14 protein-coding genes and 1 pseudogene are annotated in these 19,808 nt (G+C 72.6%); 11 read left to right on the top strand and 4 right to left on the bottom strand.

Annotated elements, in window-relative coordinates; translation table 11 throughout:
* Positions 1 to 180 precede the first annotated feature (180 nt).
* The 3 genes and pseudogenes from D450_RS0115605 (at position 181) to D450_RS0115595 (ending at position 5,409) form a co-directional block, all read left to right on the top strand.
* Complete coding sequence (locus D450_RS0115605; protein ID WP_017539594.1) at positions 181 to 1,659, top strand: CCA tRNA nucleotidyltransferase; 1,479 nt, start codon at positions 181 to 183, stop codon at positions 1,657 to 1,659.
* Between the two features lie 466 nt (positions 1,660 to 2,125).
* Positions 2,126 to 3,731, top strand: a pseudogene (gene abc-f / locus D450_RS35640) (ribosomal protection-like ABC-F family protein).
* A gap of 250 nt (positions 3,732 to 3,981) precedes the next feature.
* The gene (locus D450_RS0115595; protein WP_241483173.1) at positions 3,982 to 5,409 is read left to right on the top strand and encodes a hypothetical protein; all 1,428 of its coding nucleotides are present in this window, start codon (positions 3,982 to 3,984) and stop codon (positions 5,407 to 5,409) included.
* A gap of 38 nt (positions 5,410 to 5,447) precedes the next feature.
* Here D450_RS0115595 and D450_RS0115590 read toward each other — a convergent pair whose 3' ends face one another.
* The 3 genes from D450_RS0115590 to D450_RS0115580 form a co-directional block, all read right to left on the bottom strand.
* A complete protein-coding gene (locus D450_RS0115590; protein ID WP_017539592.1) occupies positions 5,448 to 6,749 on the bottom strand; it encodes an MFS transporter in 1,302 nt (433 codons plus the stop codon).
* 240 nt (positions 6,750 to 6,989) lie between these two features.
* Positions 6,990 to 8,069: an inositol-3-phosphate synthase gene (locus tag D450_RS0115585; protein WP_026128577.1), complete on the bottom strand. Its 1,080-nt coding sequence runs from the start codon at positions 8,067 to 8,069 to the stop codon at positions 6,990 to 6,992.
* A 79-nt stretch (positions 8,070 to 8,148) separates the two neighbouring features.
* Positions 8,149 to 8,775 carry a PadR family transcriptional regulator gene (locus D450_RS0115580; protein ID WP_017539590.1) on the bottom strand — a complete coding sequence of 209 codons (627 nt, stop codon included), beginning with the start codon at positions 8,773 to 8,775 and terminating at the stop codon, positions 8,149 to 8,151.
* A gap of 343 nt (positions 8,776 to 9,118) precedes the next feature.
* Between D450_RS0115580 and D450_RS0115575 the strand changes: the two genes are divergently transcribed.
* The 8 genes from D450_RS0115575 (at position 9,119) to D450_RS0115540 (ending at position 18,967) form a co-directional block, all read left to right on the top strand.
* A complete protein-coding gene (locus tag D450_RS0115575) occupies positions 9,119 to 11,392 on the top strand; it encodes a transglycosylase domain-containing protein (protein ID WP_449289467.1) in 2,274 nt (757 codons plus the stop codon).
* A 572-nt stretch (positions 11,393 to 11,964) separates the two neighbouring features.
* Positions 11,965 to 14,568: a transglycosylase domain-containing protein gene (locus D450_RS0115570; RefSeq protein WP_017539588.1), complete on the top strand. Its 2,604-nt coding sequence runs from the start codon at positions 11,965 to 11,967 to the stop codon at positions 14,566 to 14,568.
* 41 nt (positions 14,569 to 14,609) lie between these two features.
* Complete coding sequence (locus tag D450_RS0115565) at positions 14,610 to 16,067, top strand: glycosyltransferase family 87 protein (protein WP_017539587.1); 1,458 nt, start codon at positions 14,610 to 14,612, stop codon at positions 16,065 to 16,067.
* An 89-nt stretch (positions 16,068 to 16,156) separates the two neighbouring features.
* Entirely contained in the window at positions 16,157 to 16,447 is a 291-nt protein-coding gene (gene rpsF / locus D450_RS0115560; protein ID WP_026123554.1) for a 30S ribosomal protein S6, read from the top strand.
* Positions 16,448 to 16,508: 61 nt separating this feature from the next.
* Complete coding sequence (locus D450_RS0115555; protein ID WP_017539585.1) at positions 16,509 to 17,084, top strand: single-stranded DNA-binding protein; 576 nt, start codon at positions 16,509 to 16,511, stop codon at positions 17,082 to 17,084.
* A 77-nt stretch (positions 17,085 to 17,161) separates the two neighbouring features.
* Complete coding sequence (rpsR, locus tag D450_RS0115550) at positions 17,162 to 17,398, top strand: 30S ribosomal protein S18 (protein WP_017539584.1); 237 nt, start codon at positions 17,162 to 17,164, stop codon at positions 17,396 to 17,398.
* 28 nt (positions 17,399 to 17,426) lie between these two features.
* Positions 17,427 to 17,873 carry a 50S ribosomal protein L9 gene (rplI, locus tag D450_RS0115545; RefSeq protein WP_017539583.1) on the top strand — a complete coding sequence of 149 codons (447 nt, stop codon included), beginning with the start codon at positions 17,427 to 17,429 and terminating at the stop codon, positions 17,871 to 17,873.
* 206 nt (positions 17,874 to 18,079) lie between these two features.
* A complete protein-coding gene (locus D450_RS0115540) occupies positions 18,080 to 18,967 on the top strand; it encodes a peptidoglycan recognition protein family protein (RefSeq protein WP_017539582.1) in 888 nt (295 codons plus the stop codon).
* A 17-nt stretch (positions 18,968 to 18,984) separates the two neighbouring features.
* Here D450_RS0115540 and D450_RS0115535 read toward each other — a convergent pair.
* Positions 18,985 to 19,808 (bottom strand): MATE family efflux transporter (locus tag D450_RS0115535; protein WP_017539581.1); only part of this gene is annotated, 824 nt, incomplete at its 5' end.

Here is a 19,808-nt window from a genome sequence, read left to right as displayed (position 1 = left end):
ACGCCGTGGCCCGTAAGCATGCGCCACCGCATCGGGGGAATGCAGAGCGGTCGCGCTATCGGTCCTGACGATACCCCCTCAGGGGGCCCGTCCCGAAGTAGCGCCCGGGCGCGTGCGCACGGGTCGTCCGGGAGCGCGCCGATTCGCACCACCCGGGCGCGCCGCCTACCCTCTCTTGATGTGTCGAACACTTCGCTCCCTGGCCAGACCCCGTCCGCCGAACCCCTCGCCGACCAGGGCGAGGCCGTCGCGCGCCTGTTCGCCACGGTCGACCCGGCCGTGGCCGAGCTGGGCGAGCGGTTCGCCGCCGCCGGGTACGAACTGGCCCTGGTGGGCGGCCCGGTCCGGGACGCGCTGCTCGGGCGCGAGGTGCACGACCTGGACCTGACCACCGACGCGGTGCCGCAGCGCATCCTGGAGCTGGTGGAGGGCTGGGCCGACGCGGTGTGGACCGTGGGCATCGACTTCGGCACGGTGGGGCTGCGCCGGAAGGGCGTGCAGCTGGAGGTCACCACCTACCGCAGCGAGTCGTACTCGCCCAAGTCGCGCAAGCCCGAGGTGGACTACGGCACCTCCCTCGACGAGGACCTGGTGCGGCGCGACTTCACCGTCAACGCGATGGCGGTGCGCCTGCCCTCCCGGGAGTTCTGCGACCCGTTCGGCGGCCTGGAGGACCTGGGCGCCCGCCGGCTGCGTACCCCGGGGCGGACCGAGGACTCCTTCGGCGACGACCCGCTGCGCATCATGCGCGGGGTGCGCTTCGCCGCCCAGCTCGGCTTCACGCTCGCGCCGGAGGTGCGCGAGGCGGCCGCCTCCATGGCCGACCGCCTGAAGATCGTCTCGGCCGAGCGGATCCGCGACGAGCTGAGCAAGCTGATGGTCAGCCCGGCCCCGCGGACGGGCGTGGAGCTCATGGTGGACCTGGGCATCGCCGCCTACGTGCTGCCGGAGATCCCCAGGCTTCGCCTGGAGATCGACGAGCACCACCGGCACAAGGACGTCTACGAGCACTCGCTGACCGTGCTCGACCAGGCCATCGACCTGGAGCGGAGCCGGGGTATGGAGCCCGACCTGGTGCTGCGCCTGGCGGCGCTGCTGCACGACGTCGGAAAGCCCAAGACCCGGGCGTTCGAGTCCGGGGGCCGAGTGACCTTCCACCACCACGAGGTGGTCGGGGCCTCGATGAGCAAGAGCCGGCTGAGCGCGCTGCGCTTCTCCAAAGAGGTGGTGAACGACGTCAGCAAGCTGGTCGCGCTCCACCTGCGGTTCCACGGCTACGGCAAGGGGGAGTGGACCGACTCGGCGGTGCGGCGCTACGCCCGCGACGCCGGGCACCTGCTGGAGCGGCTGCACGTGCTGACCCGCGCCGACTGCACCACCCGCAACCGCCGCAAGGCGGCCGCGCTCGCCCGGGCCTACGACGACATCGAGCGGCGGATCGACCGGCTCGCCGAGGAGGAGGAGCTGAACAAGATCCGCCCGGACCTCGACGGCAATGAGATCCAGCGGATCCTGGGCATCAAGCCGGGCCCGCTCGTGGGCAAGGCGTACCGGTACATGCTCGAGCTCCGGCTGGAGAACGGCCCCATGGAGCGGGAGACCGCGGAGGCGGAGCTGAAGTCCTGGGCGCGTGAACAGGGCATCACCGAGGACTCCTGAGGCCTGATCCTCGCCGCCCCATGGGGATGTCCCTATGGGGTCTTCTCGTCGTGTCGACTTCGCGCCACATCCACTCAGAGACACGTCCGCCTCGGGGCGCGTCCATGTCACGCCGCTGCGCGCCGTCGGCGCCCGGCCGCTTCGCTGAGGGCGTCCGACGGAAATCCGTTGACTTCCAGGCTCCGATCGCGCATGGTTTCTGCGGCCGGGCGAGACGGATGCCGTCCCGCTCAGGGAAGTCCCCGCACGGCCGACGTGAGGAGAGTGCGTGCTGATTCTCGGGCGCTGAAGCGCCGCCCTAATCGGGCGGCCTTGTGCCAAGGACGCCATCGAGAAGGGAGCACGCACCATGACCCACGTATATCCGCGTACTCAGGGGGCCCGCGGTCGGAACTCCGACCGGAACCCTGCCGGGAACCCCGCCCCGGGCCTCAACGCGAACTCCGGGGTCGTCGTCGCCGAAGCCGTGAAGCGCTATGTCGACCGCGTCGTCCTGGACCGGGTGTCCTTCACGGTCCGGCCCGGCGAGCGGGTCGGCGTGATCGGCGACAACGGGTCCGGAAAGTCCACGCTGCTCCGCCTGCTCTCCGGTAAGGAGGAGCCCGACGCCGGATCGGTCGGGACCCGAGCGCGGGGCGGCGTGGGGTACCTGGCCCAGACGCTGGACCTGCCCCCGCACGCGACCGTCTCCGATGCCGTCGACCTCGCCCTCGCCGACCTCCGTTCGCTCGAGCGGCGGATGCGCTCCGCCGAGCGCGCGCTCGCCGCGCCCGACGGCACGGCGGACCCGGCCGCCTTGGAGGAGTACGGACGGCTGGTCGAAGAGTTCGAGGCGCGGGACGGGTACGGCGCCGACGCGCGCGTCGACACCGCCCTGGCCGCGCTGGGGCTGCCCGGCCTCGACAGGGGCAGGGCGGTCGGTACGCTCTCCGGCGGCCGGCGGTCCCGTCTCGCCCTGGCGGGGGTGCTCGCCGCCGATCCGGAGCTGCTGCTGCTGGACGAGCCCACCAACGACCTGGACGACGGGGCCGTGGCGTGGCTGGAGGAGCGGCTCCGGCGGCACCGGGGGACCGTCGTCGCGGTCACCCATGACCGGGAGTTCCTGGACCGGGTCACGACCGCGATCCTGGAGGTCGACGCCGACCTGCGGCGGGTGCGGCGGTACGGCGACGGCTACACCGGGTACCTGCGGGCCAAGGCGGCCGAGCGGGAGCGGTGGGCGCGGGAGCACGAGGAGTGGAGGCACGAGGTGGCGCGCCAGCGGTCACTGGTGGCGTCCAACGCCTTCCGGATGGACGCGATCCCGCGCCGGCAGGTCAAGGCCGCGTTCGGGCACGGCGCGTTCAAGCTGCGCTCGCGCGACCACGGTGCGGCGAGCCGTATCCGGATGGCGCAGGGCCGGCTGGAGCGGCTGAGGGCCCACCCGGTGCCGCCCCCGCCGGAGCCGCTGCGTTTCGCCGCGCGGATGGCCGTTCCTCCACAGGGTGTGGACGCCGATCGGGCCGCTCCGGCGGCGGTGGAGGCCGAAGGGGTGGACGTTCCNCGGGCGCCCCCTGCCGCAGGGGCGCCGTCTCCTGGTGACCGGGCCCAACGGGGCCGGGAAGACCACCCTCCTGCGCGTGCTCGCCGGGGAACTGGCACCCGGCTCCGGTCGGGTCCGGGTCGCAGGGCGCGTCGGGCACCTGCAGCAGCAGGTGGGGGAGGACGGCCGGGGACGGTCGGAGGCGACCCTGCTGGACGCCTTCGCCGACGGCCTGGCCGGACACCCCGAGGACCACGCCGGCGCCCTGCTGGCACTGGGGTTGTTCCGTGAGGAGGACCTGCACCGCCCGGTCGGTGTGCTGTCCGTCGGCCAGCGGCGCCGTCTGGAGCTGGCACGGCTGGTCACCCGGGAGTACGACGTGGTGCTCCTGGACGAGCCGACCAACCACCTGTCGCCGCTCCTGGTGGAGGAGATGCAGCAGGCCCTCGCCGACTACGCGGGGGCGGTGGTGGTCACCACGCACGACCGCCGTATGCGCGCGGCGTTCGAAGGGCCGGAGCTGCGCCTGGAGCCGGTGAAGGAGAGCTGAGGACGGGCCCCGCGGCGCCATCGCCGCGGAGCCCCGTCGCCATGCCGTTCTCCCGCCTTCGCGACTTCCCGCCTTCGCGACATGTCGACCCCGTGAAGAGAGGAGAACGGGGAAGGCGGGCGCCTGTCGGGACGTTCCGGCGGTCCGCCATCATCGGCCCATGTCCTTTTCAGCGAACCGGCGGCCGACGGGCTCAGAGCGGCCGGACGCCCCGTCCGAAACCGGCTCCCGTGCGAACGGCCCCGTGGTGATGCGCGCGGGAGGCGGCGGATTCACCGCCGCCGCCGCTCTGCTGGCCGTCGTCGCCGCGACCGTGGGCGGCCTGGGCTACGGCACCGTCCACGCACTCCGGACGGAGGGGGTCGGCGCCCTGTGGTCCGACGGCTACCTCTTCCACCGGGTGCTCGTTCTGGGGGTGCTCGTCGGCCTGCTGTTCGCCCTTTACCGGGTGCCGCGCCGCCGGACCCGCTGGACCGTCGACGTCCTCCCCGGAGGGCTGGACATCGATGAGGAGCGGCGGTGGTGGTCGCCCGGTGGACGGGCCCATGTCCCCTGGGAGGCCGTGCGGGTGGTCAGCGCGCGCGAGGTGGGCTACACCGAGGGGAACAGGAACGGGGTCAGGCGCCCGGTGCTGGACGTCTACCTCCGCAGGGAGGTGCCCGGCCTGCCCGACGCGGCGCGTGCCGAGCGGGTCCCGCCCGACAAGGTCGACGTGGGCGAGGTGGCCGCGGACGCGTCCGCATCGGGAGACGGCCGCGCGCTGCGGGTGCGGCTGGGCGGCGCAGGCGCCGAGTCCGAGAAGGCGGTCCGGGCGCTCACCCCGCTCGTCTCCTCGGTCCGCCCCGACCTCTTCCCCTCGGGCCTCCAGGCCGAGCAGTGGTTCGTCCCGGAGTACGACCACCGCGCACCGGCCTCCGCCGTGCCCGCCTCCGCGTCCTCGGGGGAGCCGGGGGACCCGGGGGAACGGCGGCCGCTCTCCGGCGCACCGGTGTTCGTCGACCATCGGCACACGCTTGTGAACGTGCTGGGGCGGATCGCTCTCTGGGCCGCCGTGTTCGCCGGCTCGGCATTCCTCGCGTCCAACCCGTTCGGCTGGGGGACGCTCCTGGCCGGCCTGCTGTCTCTCGTCCTTCTCGTGCCGGTGTTCTTCAGCACGGTGGCCTTGGCCGTCGCCCTGTGGACGCTCCCGCGCGCCACCGCGCCCGTCGGCGTGCGCGTTGGAGAGGACGGGATCGCCTTCATCCGGAAGAGGACCATGCGGCCGCGGGCCACCGTGACGACCGAGGTGCCATGGGAGCGGGTTCAGGCCGTCGCCGCCCGCGAGAGCCGCGACGTGCGCACCACCGCGGATTACTCCCGGACGGAGGTGATCGACATCTTCCTCAAGGGGGAGGACCGACTGGGCACCTGGGGCGTTCCGGGTGTGGGCCTCCGGCTCACCGCGGCAATGCAGAAGCGGCCGGATTCGTCCGCCGTGGCGCGACTGGTCGACTTCCCCGCGGCACGCCTGAGGATCACCGCCCCGGCCGTGAAAGAGGCCGACCTCCGCTCCCAGATGCACGCCCTTGACGACGAGTCCCTCCGGCCCGAGCGCGCGCCCCGGTCCCACCTGCGCGCCGCCCTGCTCGCCTTCCGCCCGGACCTGTGCCACGGATTCCGCACCCCGCCACCGGCGTGACCGTCGGTGTGACCGCCGGAGCGAGCGCGGAGGCGCGCTCAACCCACCGGGGCCTCCTCGTCCCTGCCGACATCCCGCCTGGAGGCGCGGACCGTCCAGGCACCGGCCATGGCGACGTACACGGCCGCCATGGCGAGGATGACCGGGACGCTCTCCCCAGAAGGCGGGACCGTGGCGGCCGCGAACCCTGCCGCGGCGACGAAGGCGGCGTTGAACAGCATGTCGTAGACGGAGAACACGCGTCCCCGGAAGGCGTCGTCGACATGTCGCTGAACCAGCGTGTCGACGGTGACCTTCACCCCCTGCGACACCACCCCCAGGCCGAAGGCGGCGACCGGGAACAGGGCGGGGGACAAGGGGAGCCCGAAGACCAGCAGGACCACGGCGCCGAAGGCGAGCAGCCCCGCGATCCAGGCCGAGGGGCCCATCCGGGCCGTCGCCCACGGTGTCGCCACCGCACCGGCGAGGAACCCGACCGCCGAGGCCGACAGGGCGGCGCTGAACCCGGCCAGTCCGGCCACGCCCCCGGAGGTGAAGGTGTTGTTGTAGAGCAGCAGCGTCATCAGCGTGGAGATGCCGAAGACGAAGCGGTGCCCGGCGATCGTCGCCAGACCGTCGCGGGCCGGCGGCCGCCCCCGGATGTGCCGGGCACCGTCGGCCAGGCCCGAGACCGTGCCCCGCAGCGCCGCGCGCACCCGGGGCGGCGCGTCCTCCAGGTCCGGGCCGAGCTCGCGCCGGCCCAGCGTGAGGGCGAGGGCCCCGGCGGCCGCGAACAGCACCCCGGCGGCGGCCAGCACCGCCGCGGTCCCCGCCGGGCCGTCCCCGGCGGGGATGCGCAGTCCCGCACCGGCGGCCGCGCCCAGGAAGCTCGCCGCGGTCCCGCAGGTCGGGGTGACCGCGTTGGCCATCATCAGCCGGTCGCGCGCCACCACGTGCGGCAGCGCGGCCGACAGCCCGGCCAGGAAGAACCGGTTGACGCTGAGCAGTACCAGCGCGGCGAACAGGAACGGCGCCCCGTCCGCGCCGACCGCCACCAGCACCGCGGTGGCCGCCGCCAGTCCGCCCTTGGTCAGGGCCGACACCAGGAGCACCTGGCGGCGCGACCAGCGGTCGATGAGCACCCCGGCGAACGGCCCGACCACCGAGAACGGCAGGAGCAGCACGGCGAACGCCGCCGCGACCCCGCCCGCGGTGGTGTGCTGCTCGGGGGAGAAGAACACGTACCCGGCCAGCCCCGCCTGGTACATCCCGTCGGCGAACTGCGAGACGACCCGGGTCGCGAAGAGGCGGCGGAAGCGGTCCCCGCGCAGCACGGTCCGCAGATCACCGAAGAACGACACGCGCCAAGCGTACGGCGGCCCTGGACACGACGAGGGGGCCGCCCCTGCGGGGCGGCCCCCTGAACGGCGCTCGGGTGCCCGGGCCCCCGGTCGCCCTGTCGACTCGGGGACAGAGCGACCGGGCGACACGTGGATCTGCCGTTTCGCCGACTCGCCGACTCGCCGACACGTCGATTCGGCCGCTCGTCGGTCAGTCGCCGTGTCGGCCCGGGGCCGGGGCGGCTGGCCGCCCCGGCCGGCTCAGCGGTCGGCCTCGCCCTCGATGAACCGCTCGACCCGGTTGTGCGCCTCGCTGTCGCTGTACTGCTCCGGCGGGGACTTCATGAAGTAGGAGGACGCCGAGAGGATCGGCCCGCCGATGCCGCGGTCCTTGGCGATCTTGGCGGCGCGGATCGCGTCGATGATGATCCCGGCGGAGTTGGGGGAGTCCCACACCTCCAGCTTGTACTCCAGGTTCAGCGGCACGTCGCCGAACGCCCGCCCCTCCAGGCGGATGTAGGCCATCTTGCGGTCGTCCAGCCACGGCACGTGGTCCGAGGGGCCGATGTGCACGGCGCCCGCGTTCAGCTCGTGCGGGATCTGCGAGGTGACTGACTGCGTCTTGGAGGTCTTCTTGGACTCCAGGCGCTCGCGCTCGAGCATGTTCTTGAAGTCCATGTTGCCGCCGAAGTTCAGCTGGTAGGTCCGGTCGACGACGACGCCGCGGTCCTCGAACAGCTTGGACATCACGCGGTGCGTGATGGTGGCCCCCACCTGGGACTTGATGTCGTCGCCGACGATCGGCACGCCGGCCGCCTCGAACTTGGCCGCCCACTCGGGGTCGGAGGCGATGAACACCGGCAGCGCGTTGACGAACGCCACACCGGCGTCCACGGCGCACTGGGCGTAGAAGCGGTCCGCCTCCTCCGAGCCCACCGGCAGGTAGCTGACCAGGACGTCGGCCTTGGCGGCCTTGAGCGCGGCGACCACGTCCACGGCGTCCTCGGCGGACTCCTCGATGGCCTCGCGGTAGTACCGGCCCAGGCCGTCGAAGGTGGGGCCGCGCTGGACGGTCACGCCGGTCGGCGGGACGTCGCAGATCTTGATGGTGTTGTTCTCGCTGGCGGAGATGGCGTCCGACAGGTCGTGGCCGACCTTCTTGGCGTCCACGTCGAAGGCCGCGACGAACTCCACGTCCCGCACGTGGTACGGCCCGAACTCGACGTGCATGAGGCCCGGGACCCGGGTCTGCGGGTCGGCGTCCCGGTAGTAGTGGACGCCTTGGACGAGCGACGCCGCACAGTTGCCGACGCCCACGACGGCTACGCGTACCGAACCCATTGGTCCTTGCTCCTTCTGATCCGTTGACGTGGAATGCGCGGCGCCCTCAGGGCGCCGCGCTCTGCGGCACGGGGCCGCCTCACCGCCGGCGTCCGCCCGGGGGCGCGGTGCCCCGAGGCGGAACGGAGGCGCCGGTACCGACACCGGCGCCTCCGTCCCGCCCGGCGCACCACAGCTCCCGCTCGATCAGGCCGTCGAGCCAGTCCACCTCGCGCTGGACGGTCTCGGCCCGGTGCCGGTGCAGTTCGTATGTGTAGGGGTCGCCCCGCTCCGAGAGGCCCTCCATGCGGTCGTGCAGCCCCTGCAGCCGCTCCAGCATCCGGTCCCGGCGCCCGCCGAGGATGCGGAGCCGGACGTCGGAGCCGAGGCGGCCGAAGAGCGAGAAGCGCACGCCGAAGCAGTCGTCGTCGTTGTCGGCCGGGGCGCTCTGGGAGAGCAGGCGCTCCAGCGCGCCCCGGCCCGGCCCTGTAAGGCGGTAGACGATGCGCGAGCGCTTGCCCCCGGCGTCCCGCCGCGGCTCGGCGGCCTCCACCAGGCCGTCCTCCAGCAGGTGCCTCAGGCAGGGGTAGAGCGACCCGTAGGAGAAGGCCCGGAAGGCGCCCAGCTCCCGGTTCAGGCGCTTGCGCAGCTCGTAGCCGTGCATGGGGGCCTCGGAGAGGTGGCCGAGGACGGCGAGTTCCAGGACTCGCGCTCTGCGCGTGCTCACCGCCGCACCTCCTTCGGCCGATCCTCGTCGTCGACTACCCGCACGGCCGCTCCGCCGCGCATTGACGTCAGCTTCGGAGGCGGCCGTTCTGTTCCCGACGCCCCCCCGCCGGGCGTGGAACGTGAACATACACGTGCTTTATGCGCGTATGACTATATCCAGTCGATATAGGTCTCCGGGTGCACGGTGAGCGGTACGGGGTGTACCCGTGCACGTCACGTAGTATTTCCGGGACCGTTTCTCTACCTGAACGAGATGTCGGCCCGAGAGGCGTCCCCCGCCGACAGTGACCGCCGCGCGGCCGAGGCAGGCCCCTCCTCCTGGCTCCCGCAGGCGAGTGAGGATGCTTGTGAACAAGGGACGTCAGGAGGCGCGGACCGCGGCCGAGGGGGAGGCGCTCCCCACATGGCGGCGCGTCCTGCACTGGGTGCTCATGGGGGTCTCCGCCCTCGTCGTCGCGGGGGCCGCGGCGTTCACCGTCGCCTACGCGCTCACGCCGGGGCCCTCGAACCTGCAGCCCCAGGGGGACGCGGCCGTCTCGGCCTCGCAGATCCACTACGCCGACGGCTCCAAGGCCACGACCACCGGCAGCGTCAACCGCACCAAGGTCACCCGGGACCAGATCCCCGACACCGTCGTCAACGGTGTCCTGGGCGCCGAGCAGCGCAACTTCTACAAGACGCCGGGCGTATCGATCTCCGGGACCACCAGGGCCGTGCTCAGCGGCGGCGAGGCCGGCGGCGGGTCCACCATCACCCAGCAGATGGCCCGCAACTACTACGACGGCCTGTCCCAGGAGCGCACCTACACCCGCAAGATCAAGGAGATCTTCATCTCCTTGAAGGTCGCACAGCGGATGAGCCCGGACGAGATCATCACCCAGTACCTGAACACGGTCTACTTCGGCCGCAACGCCTACGGGGTGCAGGCCGCCGCCCAAGCCTACTTCGACAAGGACGTCGGCGAACTGGACCAGGCCGAAGGCGCCTACATCGGCGCGCTCATCCAGCGCCCGAGCGACTTCACCGACCCCGAGCCCGGCTCCGAGGCCGAGCAGGACCTCCGCGCGCGCTGGCAGTACGCGGTCGACGGCGCCGCAGAGGCCCACGAGGTCGACTCCGACCACGGCATCACCCGGGAGGAGGCCGACTCCCTGGAGTTCCCCGAGACCGTCCCCTGGGAGCCGGGCGCCGGGTACTCCGACCCGTCCGAGGGCTACATCCGCGACGCGGTGGTCCGGGAGCTCGCCGACCGCTACGACCTGACCGACCAGCAGATCGCCACCGGCGGCTACACGGTGCAGACCTCCCTGGACAAGGACCTGATGGAGGCCGCGGCCTCGGCCTTCGACGACACCCTGGGCGAGGTCCCCGAGGGCACTGTCGAGGGGCTGGCCGCGGTGGAGCCCGAGAGCGGCGAGATCAGGGCCTTCCACGGCGGGAGCGACCCGGTCAACGACACCGACAACTCCCTGGGGCAGCGGGCCCAGGCGGGGTCGGCGTTCAAGCCCTACGCGCTGGCGGCCGGCCTGGAGGACGGCAAGAGCCTCAACAGCGTCTACGACGGCAGCTCGCCGCAGTCCTTCCCCGGGCTCACAGCGCCGGTGCGCAACGACTCCGGGCGCAGTTTCGGCCCGGTCAGCCTGCTGGAGGCCACGGAGAACTCGGTCAACACCGCCTACGTCGGGCTGACCGTCGACATCGGCCCGGAGAAGGTGCGCGACGCCGCCGAGGCGGCCGGCATCCCCGAGAAGCAGTTCGAGACCGCCGGGCTGGGGCCCAACATTGCGCTGGGCACCTACCAGGTGACCGCCCTCGACCAGGCCTCCGGGTTCTCCACCTTCGCCAACGGCGGCGTGCACATGCCCCGCCACATGGTCACCGGCGTCGAGGGCGACGACGGCGAACTCCGCTCCGAGGACGCCGCGCTGCTCCAGGAGGGCACGCGCGCCTTCGGCGAGGGCGTCGCGGCCGACGCCACCTACGCCATGCAGCAGGTGGTGGACGGCGGCACCGGCTCCTCGGCGGCGCTGGCCGACGGCCGCCCGGTGGCCGGCAAGACCGGGACCACCGACAATGCGACCGCCGCGTGGTTCGTGGGGTACACCCCGCAGCTGTCGGTGGCGGTCGGGCTGAGCCGGGCCGACGGGCAGCCCCTCCAGCTGCCCGGCGTCGGGGCGGTCTACGGCGGCACCACCTCCGCCCTCATCTGGAAGGACTTCATGGAGACGGCNTCCCCGGAGCCGGTCTGGGGCGGCGGGGGCGACCAGGGGGCGCCGGTGCAGCCGCAGGACCCGCAGACGGCCGAGGAGGAGGCGCCCGCCCGGGAACCGGAGGAGACCCCCGACGAGACGCCCACCGACGAGCCCACGTCCGACGGCGGCACCGGAGGCGGTGACGGCGGTGACAGCGGCGGCGGCCAGGAGACGCCCGGCCCGGACGGCGGGGGCGACGGCCAGGACGGCGGGACCGGCGGCCAGGACGGCGGGACCGGCGGGGAGGACGGCGGCACCGGAGGCGGTGACGGCGGCCAGGACGGCGGCTCGGGCGGCACAGGCGGCGGGGGCGGTGACGGCGACGCAGGGGGGCAACCCCCCGCCCTCGACCCCGGAGCGTGACGACCGCCGGACGGCGGTGTTGCGTGGATCACTTTCGCAAGGCGCGGGCAAAGCCCGCGCTTTGCTCTTTCTTTGCCCTTGAGTACCCTGCGCAGACGCCGTTCATGGGCCCCATCTGGCGCGGGACCCTCCCTGGTCCCTCCGGCGCGGAGTACGCTGCGTGCCGAACCCCCGTGTTGTCCGGACCGTGACCCGCTCAGGGGCGTCGAGGGGTAACCTCGCGGCCTGGGTTGTGCTATATGGCACCGTGCCTCTAGCGTGGCGCCTGCTTTACCCGGGGCGGCGCGGACGTGCACCGGACGCGCGCCGGACCGGAGCCGAGCGCACAGCGCCACCGCGGCCGCCGTGCGCCGCGGGCCGAGTCCGCTCCCAGGAGGTCCAGCGACAGGAGGAAGCCGAGGACCACGTATTCCGGTCGGCCGGAAAACCCCGTCCGTCGGCGGCGCGTCCCCTACACGGACGACGCCCCCGGGCGCGCCCGACCGGGACCGTATCCCCCATGGGGCGCCGAGCGCCCCGCTCCCCATCCGAGTCGTCAGGCCGTACGGCCGTAGATCAGCAATCGAGGACGCGTGAGTACCGAAAGACGACGTAACGCCGGCGGCGGCCGTCGGCGGGCCTCGGGCCCGTCGGACGACGCGCCGCGCGGAGGCGGCGGCAGGCGCCGGGCCGGCGGTCCGGCCGCGGACGAACGCGCCGTCGGGCGCCGCCGGGACGACGGCGGCGACAGCGGCTTCTGGGACGACGAGCGGCCGCGGCGCCGCTCCGAGGGCGCGCGCTCGGAGGGTCCGCGCTCCGGCGGGCGCAGGCGCCCGCCGGAGGGGCGCGAGCGCGACCGCGACCACGGCGCCCGCTCCGGCGGGGCGCGCCGGTCCGGGGGAGGCGGCGGCGGACGCCGCCGCCCGCCCGCGCGCGAGGAGGACGACCGCGGGCCCATCCGGCGCTTCTGGTCCAAGGCGTGGAAGCCGATGCTGATCGGTGCCGGCGTGCTCTTCATCGGCGGGGTCGTGGCGTTCTTCGTGGCCTATGCGGTCACCCCCGGACCGGACCAGATGCGGGCACAGTCGGAGGCCACACAGCAGGCCACGGTCATCTCCTACGCCGGCGAGGACGGCGAGGCCGGAGAGGAGATCGTCACCACCGGTGAGATCAACCGCCAGCCGGTCAGCTACGAGGAGATCCCGGACACCGTCATCAACGGGGTCCTCGGCACCGAGCAGCGCACCTTCCCCAGCGACGGCGGCATCTCGATCACCGGCACCATGCGCGCCGTGCTCAGCGGCGGCTCGGCCGGCGGCGGGTCGACCATCACCCAGCAGATGGCCCGCAACTACTACGACACGCTCACGCGGGACCAGACGATCACCCGTAAGGCCAAGGAGATCATGATCTCCATCAAGCTGGGCCAGAAGCTCGAGAAGGAACAGATCGTCGAGCAGTACCTGAACACCATCTACTTCGGCCGCGGTGCCTATGGTGTGCAGGCCGCCTCCCAGGCCTACTTCGGCAAGGACGTCGGCGAGCTCGACCAGGCCGAGGGCGCCTTCATCGGGGCGATCATCCAGCAGCCGGGGAACTTCGAGAACTACGAGGCCGACCCCGACATCGAGGAGATCCTCAAGGAGCGCTGGAGGGACGACTCGGTCGGCGGCATGGTCAAGATGCACGAGGAGTACCCGGACTACGGGATCTCCAAGGCCGAGGCCGACAAGCTGGAATTCCCCGAGACGGTCCCCTACACGCTGGGGGAGGACCTGACCGAAGGCCACAAGGGGTACGTCCGCGATGCCGTCATCAATGAGCTCAAGGAACGCTATGGGCTCACCGACGAGCAGATCGTCTCCCGGGGCCTGCGGGTCACCACCTCGCTCGACGCCAAGCTGATGAACAAGGCCGACAAGGTCTTCGGCGAGGTCCTGCCCGAGGGGATGCCGGAGGACACCAACTACGGGCTGACCTCCGTCGACCCCGCCACCGGGGAGATCAAGGCCTTCCGCGGCGGAACGGACTTCACTCAGGACCGGAACAACTCCCTCATCGAGCGGGCCCAGGCCGGTTCGGCCTTCAAGCCCTACGTGCTCGCCACCGGCCTCGGCCAGGGCATCAGCCTGCAGAGCGAGTTCGACGGCTCCTCCCCGCAGAAGTTCGAGGGCATCGAAGGCGAGATCCAGAACGACAGCAACCGCGACTGGGGCGTCGTCAACCTCACCGAGTCCACCAAGCACTCGGTGAACACCGCCTTCGTTCAACTGGCCATCGAGACGACCCCGGCGGCCGTCGTGGAGACCGCCAAGGCCGCGGGCATCGCGGAGAAGCAGTTCGAGACAGCCGACATCGGGCCGAACATCGCGCTGGGCACCTACCAGGTGAGCGCCCTGGATCAGGCCACCGGCTACGCCACCTTCGCCAACGGCGGCGTGCACATTCCGGCCCACATGGTCACCAAGGTGGAGATGCCCGACGACCAGGGCGAGTACCAGGAGGTCCAGCCCAAGGACGCCGAGCTCCTGGAGAAGGGCGAGCGCGCCTTCAGCCAGGACGTGGCCGCCGACGCCACCTACGCCATGCAGCAGGTCGTCTCGCCCGACGGCGGCGGCAAGAACGCCATGCTCGACGACGGCCGCCCCGTGGCCGGCAAGACCGGTACCTCCAACAACGCCAAGTCGGCCTGGTTCGCCGGGTACACCCCGCAGCTGGCGACGGCGGTCGGACTGTTCCGGGACAGCGATAAGCAGATCGTGATCCCGGGCGAGGCGGACGTCTACGGCGGTACGACCTCGGCTAAGGTCTGGAAGGCCTTCATGGACACCGCCATGGAGGGCGAGCCGGTCAAGCAGTTCCCGGCCCCCGCCAAGATCGGTTCCAAGCAGGACTTCCTGCCGGTCGACCCCTCGCCGTCGAACGAGCCGTCGCAGCGTCCGACCCAGGAGCCGTCCGACACGCCTGAGCCCCCGGAGCCCTCGGAGACGCCCACCACGTCGCCCCCGAGCACCCCCCCGGGTCAGGAGTGCAACCCGTGGTGGGAGGAGTGCGACGACGAGGGCGGCGGCGGGGACGGCGGCGACCCCGGCGGCACCACCGATCCGGGCGACCCCGGAGGGGAGAATCCCGGCGGTCCCGGGGGCGGCGACGACGATGAGACCGGCGGCGGAGGCATCTTCGGCCGACGGGAGTAGGCGCCCCCCGCCGCGGCGGGGCCGATGCGAACAGGAGTGACGTGACCTCCACGTCCGGAGGCGCCGGACACCCGAGTGCCGGCGGCGGTCAGGCGACCGCCGCCGGCACTCGGCGTATTCCGGCCGAAGAGGGAGAGCGAGGGGCCGCGTCCGCCCCCTGGGGAGCGCTCGCGGCGCTCGGCGCCCTGGGGGCGCTCCTCGGCTACCTGGCCAAGTACCCGTGCCGGTTCGGGGGCGCGTGGCTGGAGGGCGGCCAGTACGCCGCCGGCTGCTACAGCGACGTCTTCCCCCTCTACTACCGGGACAAGCTCGACCAGGGCCTCGTCCCCTACATCGACCTCCCCGTCGAGTACCCCGTGCTCACGGGCGGGTTCATGCACCTCGCCGCGCGCTCGGTGTCCTGGCTGCCCGACCCCTTGAGCCGCGCCATGGCCTACTTCGATCTCACCGCGCTGGTGATGGGCATCTGCCTGACGGCCACCGTGCTGGCCACGGGGTGGCTCGCGGGGCGCGGGGGAGTGCACCCTCCGGAAGGGGCCGTCTTCGACCGCCGCAGGGCGCTGCTCGCCGGGGGCGTCACCGCGCTCCTGCCGGCCGGGGTGCTCACGGCCTACATCAACTGGGACCACCTGGCCGTCGCCCTGTTCACCGTCGGTCTGGCGCTGTACGCGCGCGGGGGCCGGTGGCAGTGGGGCGGCGGGGCGCTCATCGGCCTGGCCGTGGCCGCCAAGTTCTATCCGTTCCTGGTCTTCGGACCGATCCTCGTCCTGGTCCTGCGCCGCCTCCTGGGACGCGGGGGGCTCGCCGCCGGCGACCTGCTGCGCCCCTTGGGCGGGGCGCTGGCGGCCTGGGCGGTCGCCAACGCCCCGGTCGCGCTGGCCGCCCCCGAGGGGTGGGCGACCTTCTTCACCTTCAGCCAGGAGCGCGGCACCGACTGGGGGTCGGTCTACTACGTCCTGGGCGGCTTCGGCCTTTTCGACAGCGGCGACCACGACCTGGTGAACGCGGCGGGGACCTACGGCCTCGCGGCCGCCTGCGCCCTGATCGCCGTCCTCGGGATCGCCGCCCGGCGGCCCCCGCGCCTGGAGCAGCTGGTCCTGCTCACGGTCGCCGCCTTCCTCATCACCAACAAGGTGTGGTCGCCCCAGTTCGTCCTCTGGCTCATCCCTCTGGCCGTGCTCGCCTGGCCGAGGAACCTGGGCACCTGGCCGCCGGTGGCGGCCTTCGGCCTGTGGCAGCTGGCGGAGGTCGGCTACTTCTTCGGGATCTGGCAGCACCTGCTCAACGCGACGGCCGCCGCCGAGGGGACGGTGGCCGGCCTGGGCTTCGAGGGGTACGCGGTGCTGTCCCTGGGCCGGCTGGGCACCCTGGCCCTGCTGTGCGCGCTGACCGTCGCCGACTGCCTCGCGGCGGGGCGCGCAGGCGGTACGGTCGATGCCGCCTGGGCAGGTGAGGAGGCCCGGAAGGCCCCTCGCGAAGTCGGCGAATCAGCCCCTTGACAGCTGGTAATCTTGGCGTTCGTCTGGCTCAACAGCCCTCCTGCCATGGAGAGACCATGGCCGCGACAGTCCAGAGGAGGTACGACGGTATGCGTCGTTACGAAGTCATGGTCATCCTCGACCCGAACCTCGATGAGCGCACGGTGGCCCCGTCGCTCGACAAGTTCCTCGCGGTGGTCCGCAACGACGGCGGCTCCGTGGAGAAGGTCGACGTCTGGGGCAAGCGCCGCCTCTCCTACGACATCGAGAAGAACACCGACGGCATCTACGCGGTGATCGACCTGTCGGCCGAGCCCGCCACGGTCAAGGAGCTGGACCGCCAGCTCAACCTGACCGAGTCCGTCCTGCGCACCAAGGTCCTCCGCCCCGAGGTCCACTAGGTCCGCGTCCGCGGCAACGCCCCGCACGCCTGATCCGAACCGATAGGAACCGGAGCCTTTCATGGCAGGCGAGACCCAGATCACGCTCGTCGGCAACCTCGTCGACGACCCTGAGCTGCGATTCACCCCCAGCGGGGCCGCGGTCGCCAACTTCCGCGTCGCCTCCACACCGCGCGTCTTCGACCGCCAGAGCGGCGAGTGGAAGGACGGCGAGTCCATGTTCCTCAGCTGCGCGGTGTGGCGCCAGTACGCCGAGAACGTGGCCGAGAGCCTCCAGCGCGGTATGCGCGTCATCGTCCAGGGGCGCCTGAAGCAGCGCTCCTTCGAGACGAAGGAGGGCGAGAAGCGCACCGTCTTCGAGATCGACGTCGAGGAGGTCGGGCCCGCGCTGCGCTACGCCACCGCCAAGGTGGCCCGCACGCAGCGCCAGGGCGGCGGCCAGGGCGGCGGTTTCGGCGGCGGCGGTGGCGGGGGCTTCGGCGGCCAGCAGGGCGGCGGATACGGCAACCAGGGGGGCGGCTTCAGCGGCGGCTCCCAGGGCGGCCGCTCCGGCCCTCCGGCCGACGACCCCTGGGCGACCAACGGCGGTGGCGGCGGCTTCGGCGGCGGCGGGTTCTCCGACGAGCCCCCGTTCTAAGGGCCTCCGCGACGGCCACACTTGTCCAACAGACCATCCCCGGACCAATCCGGGGCTCTTGACAAAGGAGCACCACGATGGCGAAGCCGGCAGCACGCAAGCCCAAGAAGAAGGTTTGCCTCTTCTGCCAGGAGAAGGCGTCCTACATCGACTACAAGGACACCACTCTGCTGCGCAAGTTCATCTCCGACCGCGGCAAGATCCGTGCCCGCCGCGTCACCGGCAACTGCACGCAGCACCAGCGCGACGTCGCGACGGCGATCAAGAACGCCCGCGAGATGGCGCTGCTGCCCTACACCAGCACCGCTCGCTAAACGGGGATATCCGAGGGAGGTATTAGTCGTGAAGCTGATTCTGACCCACGAGGTCAACGGTCTCGGTGCCCCCGGCGACGTCGTCGAGGTGAAGGACGGCTACGGCCGCAACTACCTGCTTCCGCGCGGGTTCGCCATCCGGTGGACCCGGGGCGGCCAGAAGCAGATCGACTCCATCCGCCGCGCCCGCCAGGCCCGTGACATCCGCACGCTGGACGAGGCCGAGCAGATCGCCGAGCGCCTGCGCTCGGTCCGCGTCGAGCTCGGCCGCCGCGCCGGCGACGGCGGCCGGCTGTTCGGCTCGGTCACGGCCGGGGACGTCGCCGACGCGGTCAAGGCCGCCGGCGGCCCCGAGGTCGACAAGCGCCGGATCGAGATCCGCAACCCGATCAAGTCGGTCGGCGAGCACAAGGTGCAGATCCGTCTGCACCCGGAGGTCTCGGCCACCATCGCGCTGGAGGTCGTCGGCGCCTGAGCGCGCCGCCGCCCCTTGGGCCCCGCTCCCCGCTCTGCGGGGGCGGGGCCCTTCGTCGTTCCGGGGGCCCCCGGGGGCGTCCCCGGCTCCGCTCCCGGGCGCTCCGCCGGCGGACACGCCGTATTGCCCATAGTGATTCTTTGATTACTATTTGTAACTTATCGTGGCCTGTGGGCATGTCGCCCCACAGGAAGGATGAGGCCGAGATGGGCAGTCACGAGCAGGTGTTCCCGCAGTCGAACGGTCCCAGTCGGCGTACCGTCGTGCGGGCCGGCGTCCTGGCCGCCGGAGCGGTGCTGCTCGGCGGCGCGGCGGACCTGGCCGCCCCCGCGCCCGCCCACGCCGTCGCCGCCCCGAAGGTCTACACCCGGTCGGACTGGGGCGCCCGCAGGCCCCGGCGGTTCGCGACCCTCACCGAGGGGCCCGACCACATCGTGGTGCACCACACCGCAACGCCCAACAGCACCGACTACTCCAAGAGCCACGCGGCGGCGCTCTCCCGCTCCATCCAGCGCCACCACATGGACAACAACGGCTGGGACGACACCGGCCAGCAGCTCACCATCTCCCGCGGCGGGCACATCATGGAGGGGCGCAACCGCAGCCTCCAGGCCATCCGCGACGGCCGGCACGTCATCGGCGCGCACACCGCGAACCACAACTCGCACACGGTGGGCATCGAGAACGAGGGGCTCTACACCTCGGCCGCCCCGCCCGAGGCGCTCATGGACGCGCTCGCCGACACCTGCGCCTGGCTGTGCCTGGTCTACGGGCTGGACCCGGCCGAGTGCATCGTCGGGCACCGCGACTACAACGCCACCAGCTGCCCGGGCGACCGGCTGTACGGGATGCTGCCCGAGCTGCGCAGGGACGTCGCCGCGCGGATGCGCACCGCCGAGCAGCGCCTGGAGCTGCTCGCCCTGGCCGAGCTCCCCGAGGAGAACCTGCCCACCTACCCGGCGCAGCCCGCGGGGGAGCGCACCGCGCCGTACTACCATGGGCCGGCGATCGGCGAGCGCGACGCGATGCGGGCGGACGGCGCCGATGAGGGCGCGTCCGAGGGACGGGCCGAGGGGGAGGGCGAGGACGGCTGAGCGGGAGTCCGGGCGGGTCAGTTCCGCTCCGCCCCCAGCACCACCCACGCGTCGCCGCGGGCGCGCCGGCCCAGGGTGATGCCCCGCGCGACCATCCACACGCCGAACGCCAGCCACAGCCGCAGCAGCGAGTCGGGCGATCCCGGGGGCGTCGTCCACAGCACCGCGGCGGCGCACGGCAGGAAGGCGAGCATGGTCCAGAAGCTCGCCCAGGCCAGGTAGCGCTGGTCGCCGGCGCCCATCAGGATGCCGTCGAGCACCATCACCACCCCGCTCAGCGGCTGCAGCAGCGCCACGACCAGCAGTGCCGACAGGATCAGCGCGTGCACGCCGGGGTCGTCGGTGAAGGGGAGGGGCGCCCAGGGGCGCACCACCAGCACCAGCAGGGTGAACACCGCGCCGATCATGACGCCCCACTCGACCATGCGGCGCGTGGCGGCCCGCGCCCCGCGCCCGTCCCCGGCCCCGAGGTAGCGGCCGATGATCGCCTGGGCGGCAACCGCGATCGCGTCCATCGCGAACACCAGCAGCGACCACAGCTGGAAGGCGACCTGCTGCGCCGCGATCTCCTGGTCGCCCAGGCGGGCGGCGACCGCGGTGGTGACGACCAGCACCACCCGCAGCGACACGGTCCGCACGAACAGCGCGGCGCCGGCGGCCGCCGAGGCCTTCAGCCCGGCCGCGTCGGGTGCCAGGGACACCCCGTGCCTGCGGGCGGCGCGCACTACCACCGCCAGGTACACGGCGGCGCCGCCCCACTGGGCGACCACCGTGGCCCAGGCCGACCCGGCGATGCCCTGGTCCAGCACGAGCACCAGCAGCGCGGCGAGGGCGGCGTTGG

Origin of the sequence: Nocardiopsis halophila DSM 44494 (assembly GCF_000341245.1) — a bacterium.
Taxonomy (GTDB): domain Bacteria; phylum Actinomycetota; class Actinomycetes; order Streptosporangiales; family Streptosporangiaceae; genus Nocardiopsis_A; species Nocardiopsis_A halophila.
This window is presented reverse-complemented; position numbering and strand designations above follow the sequence as displayed.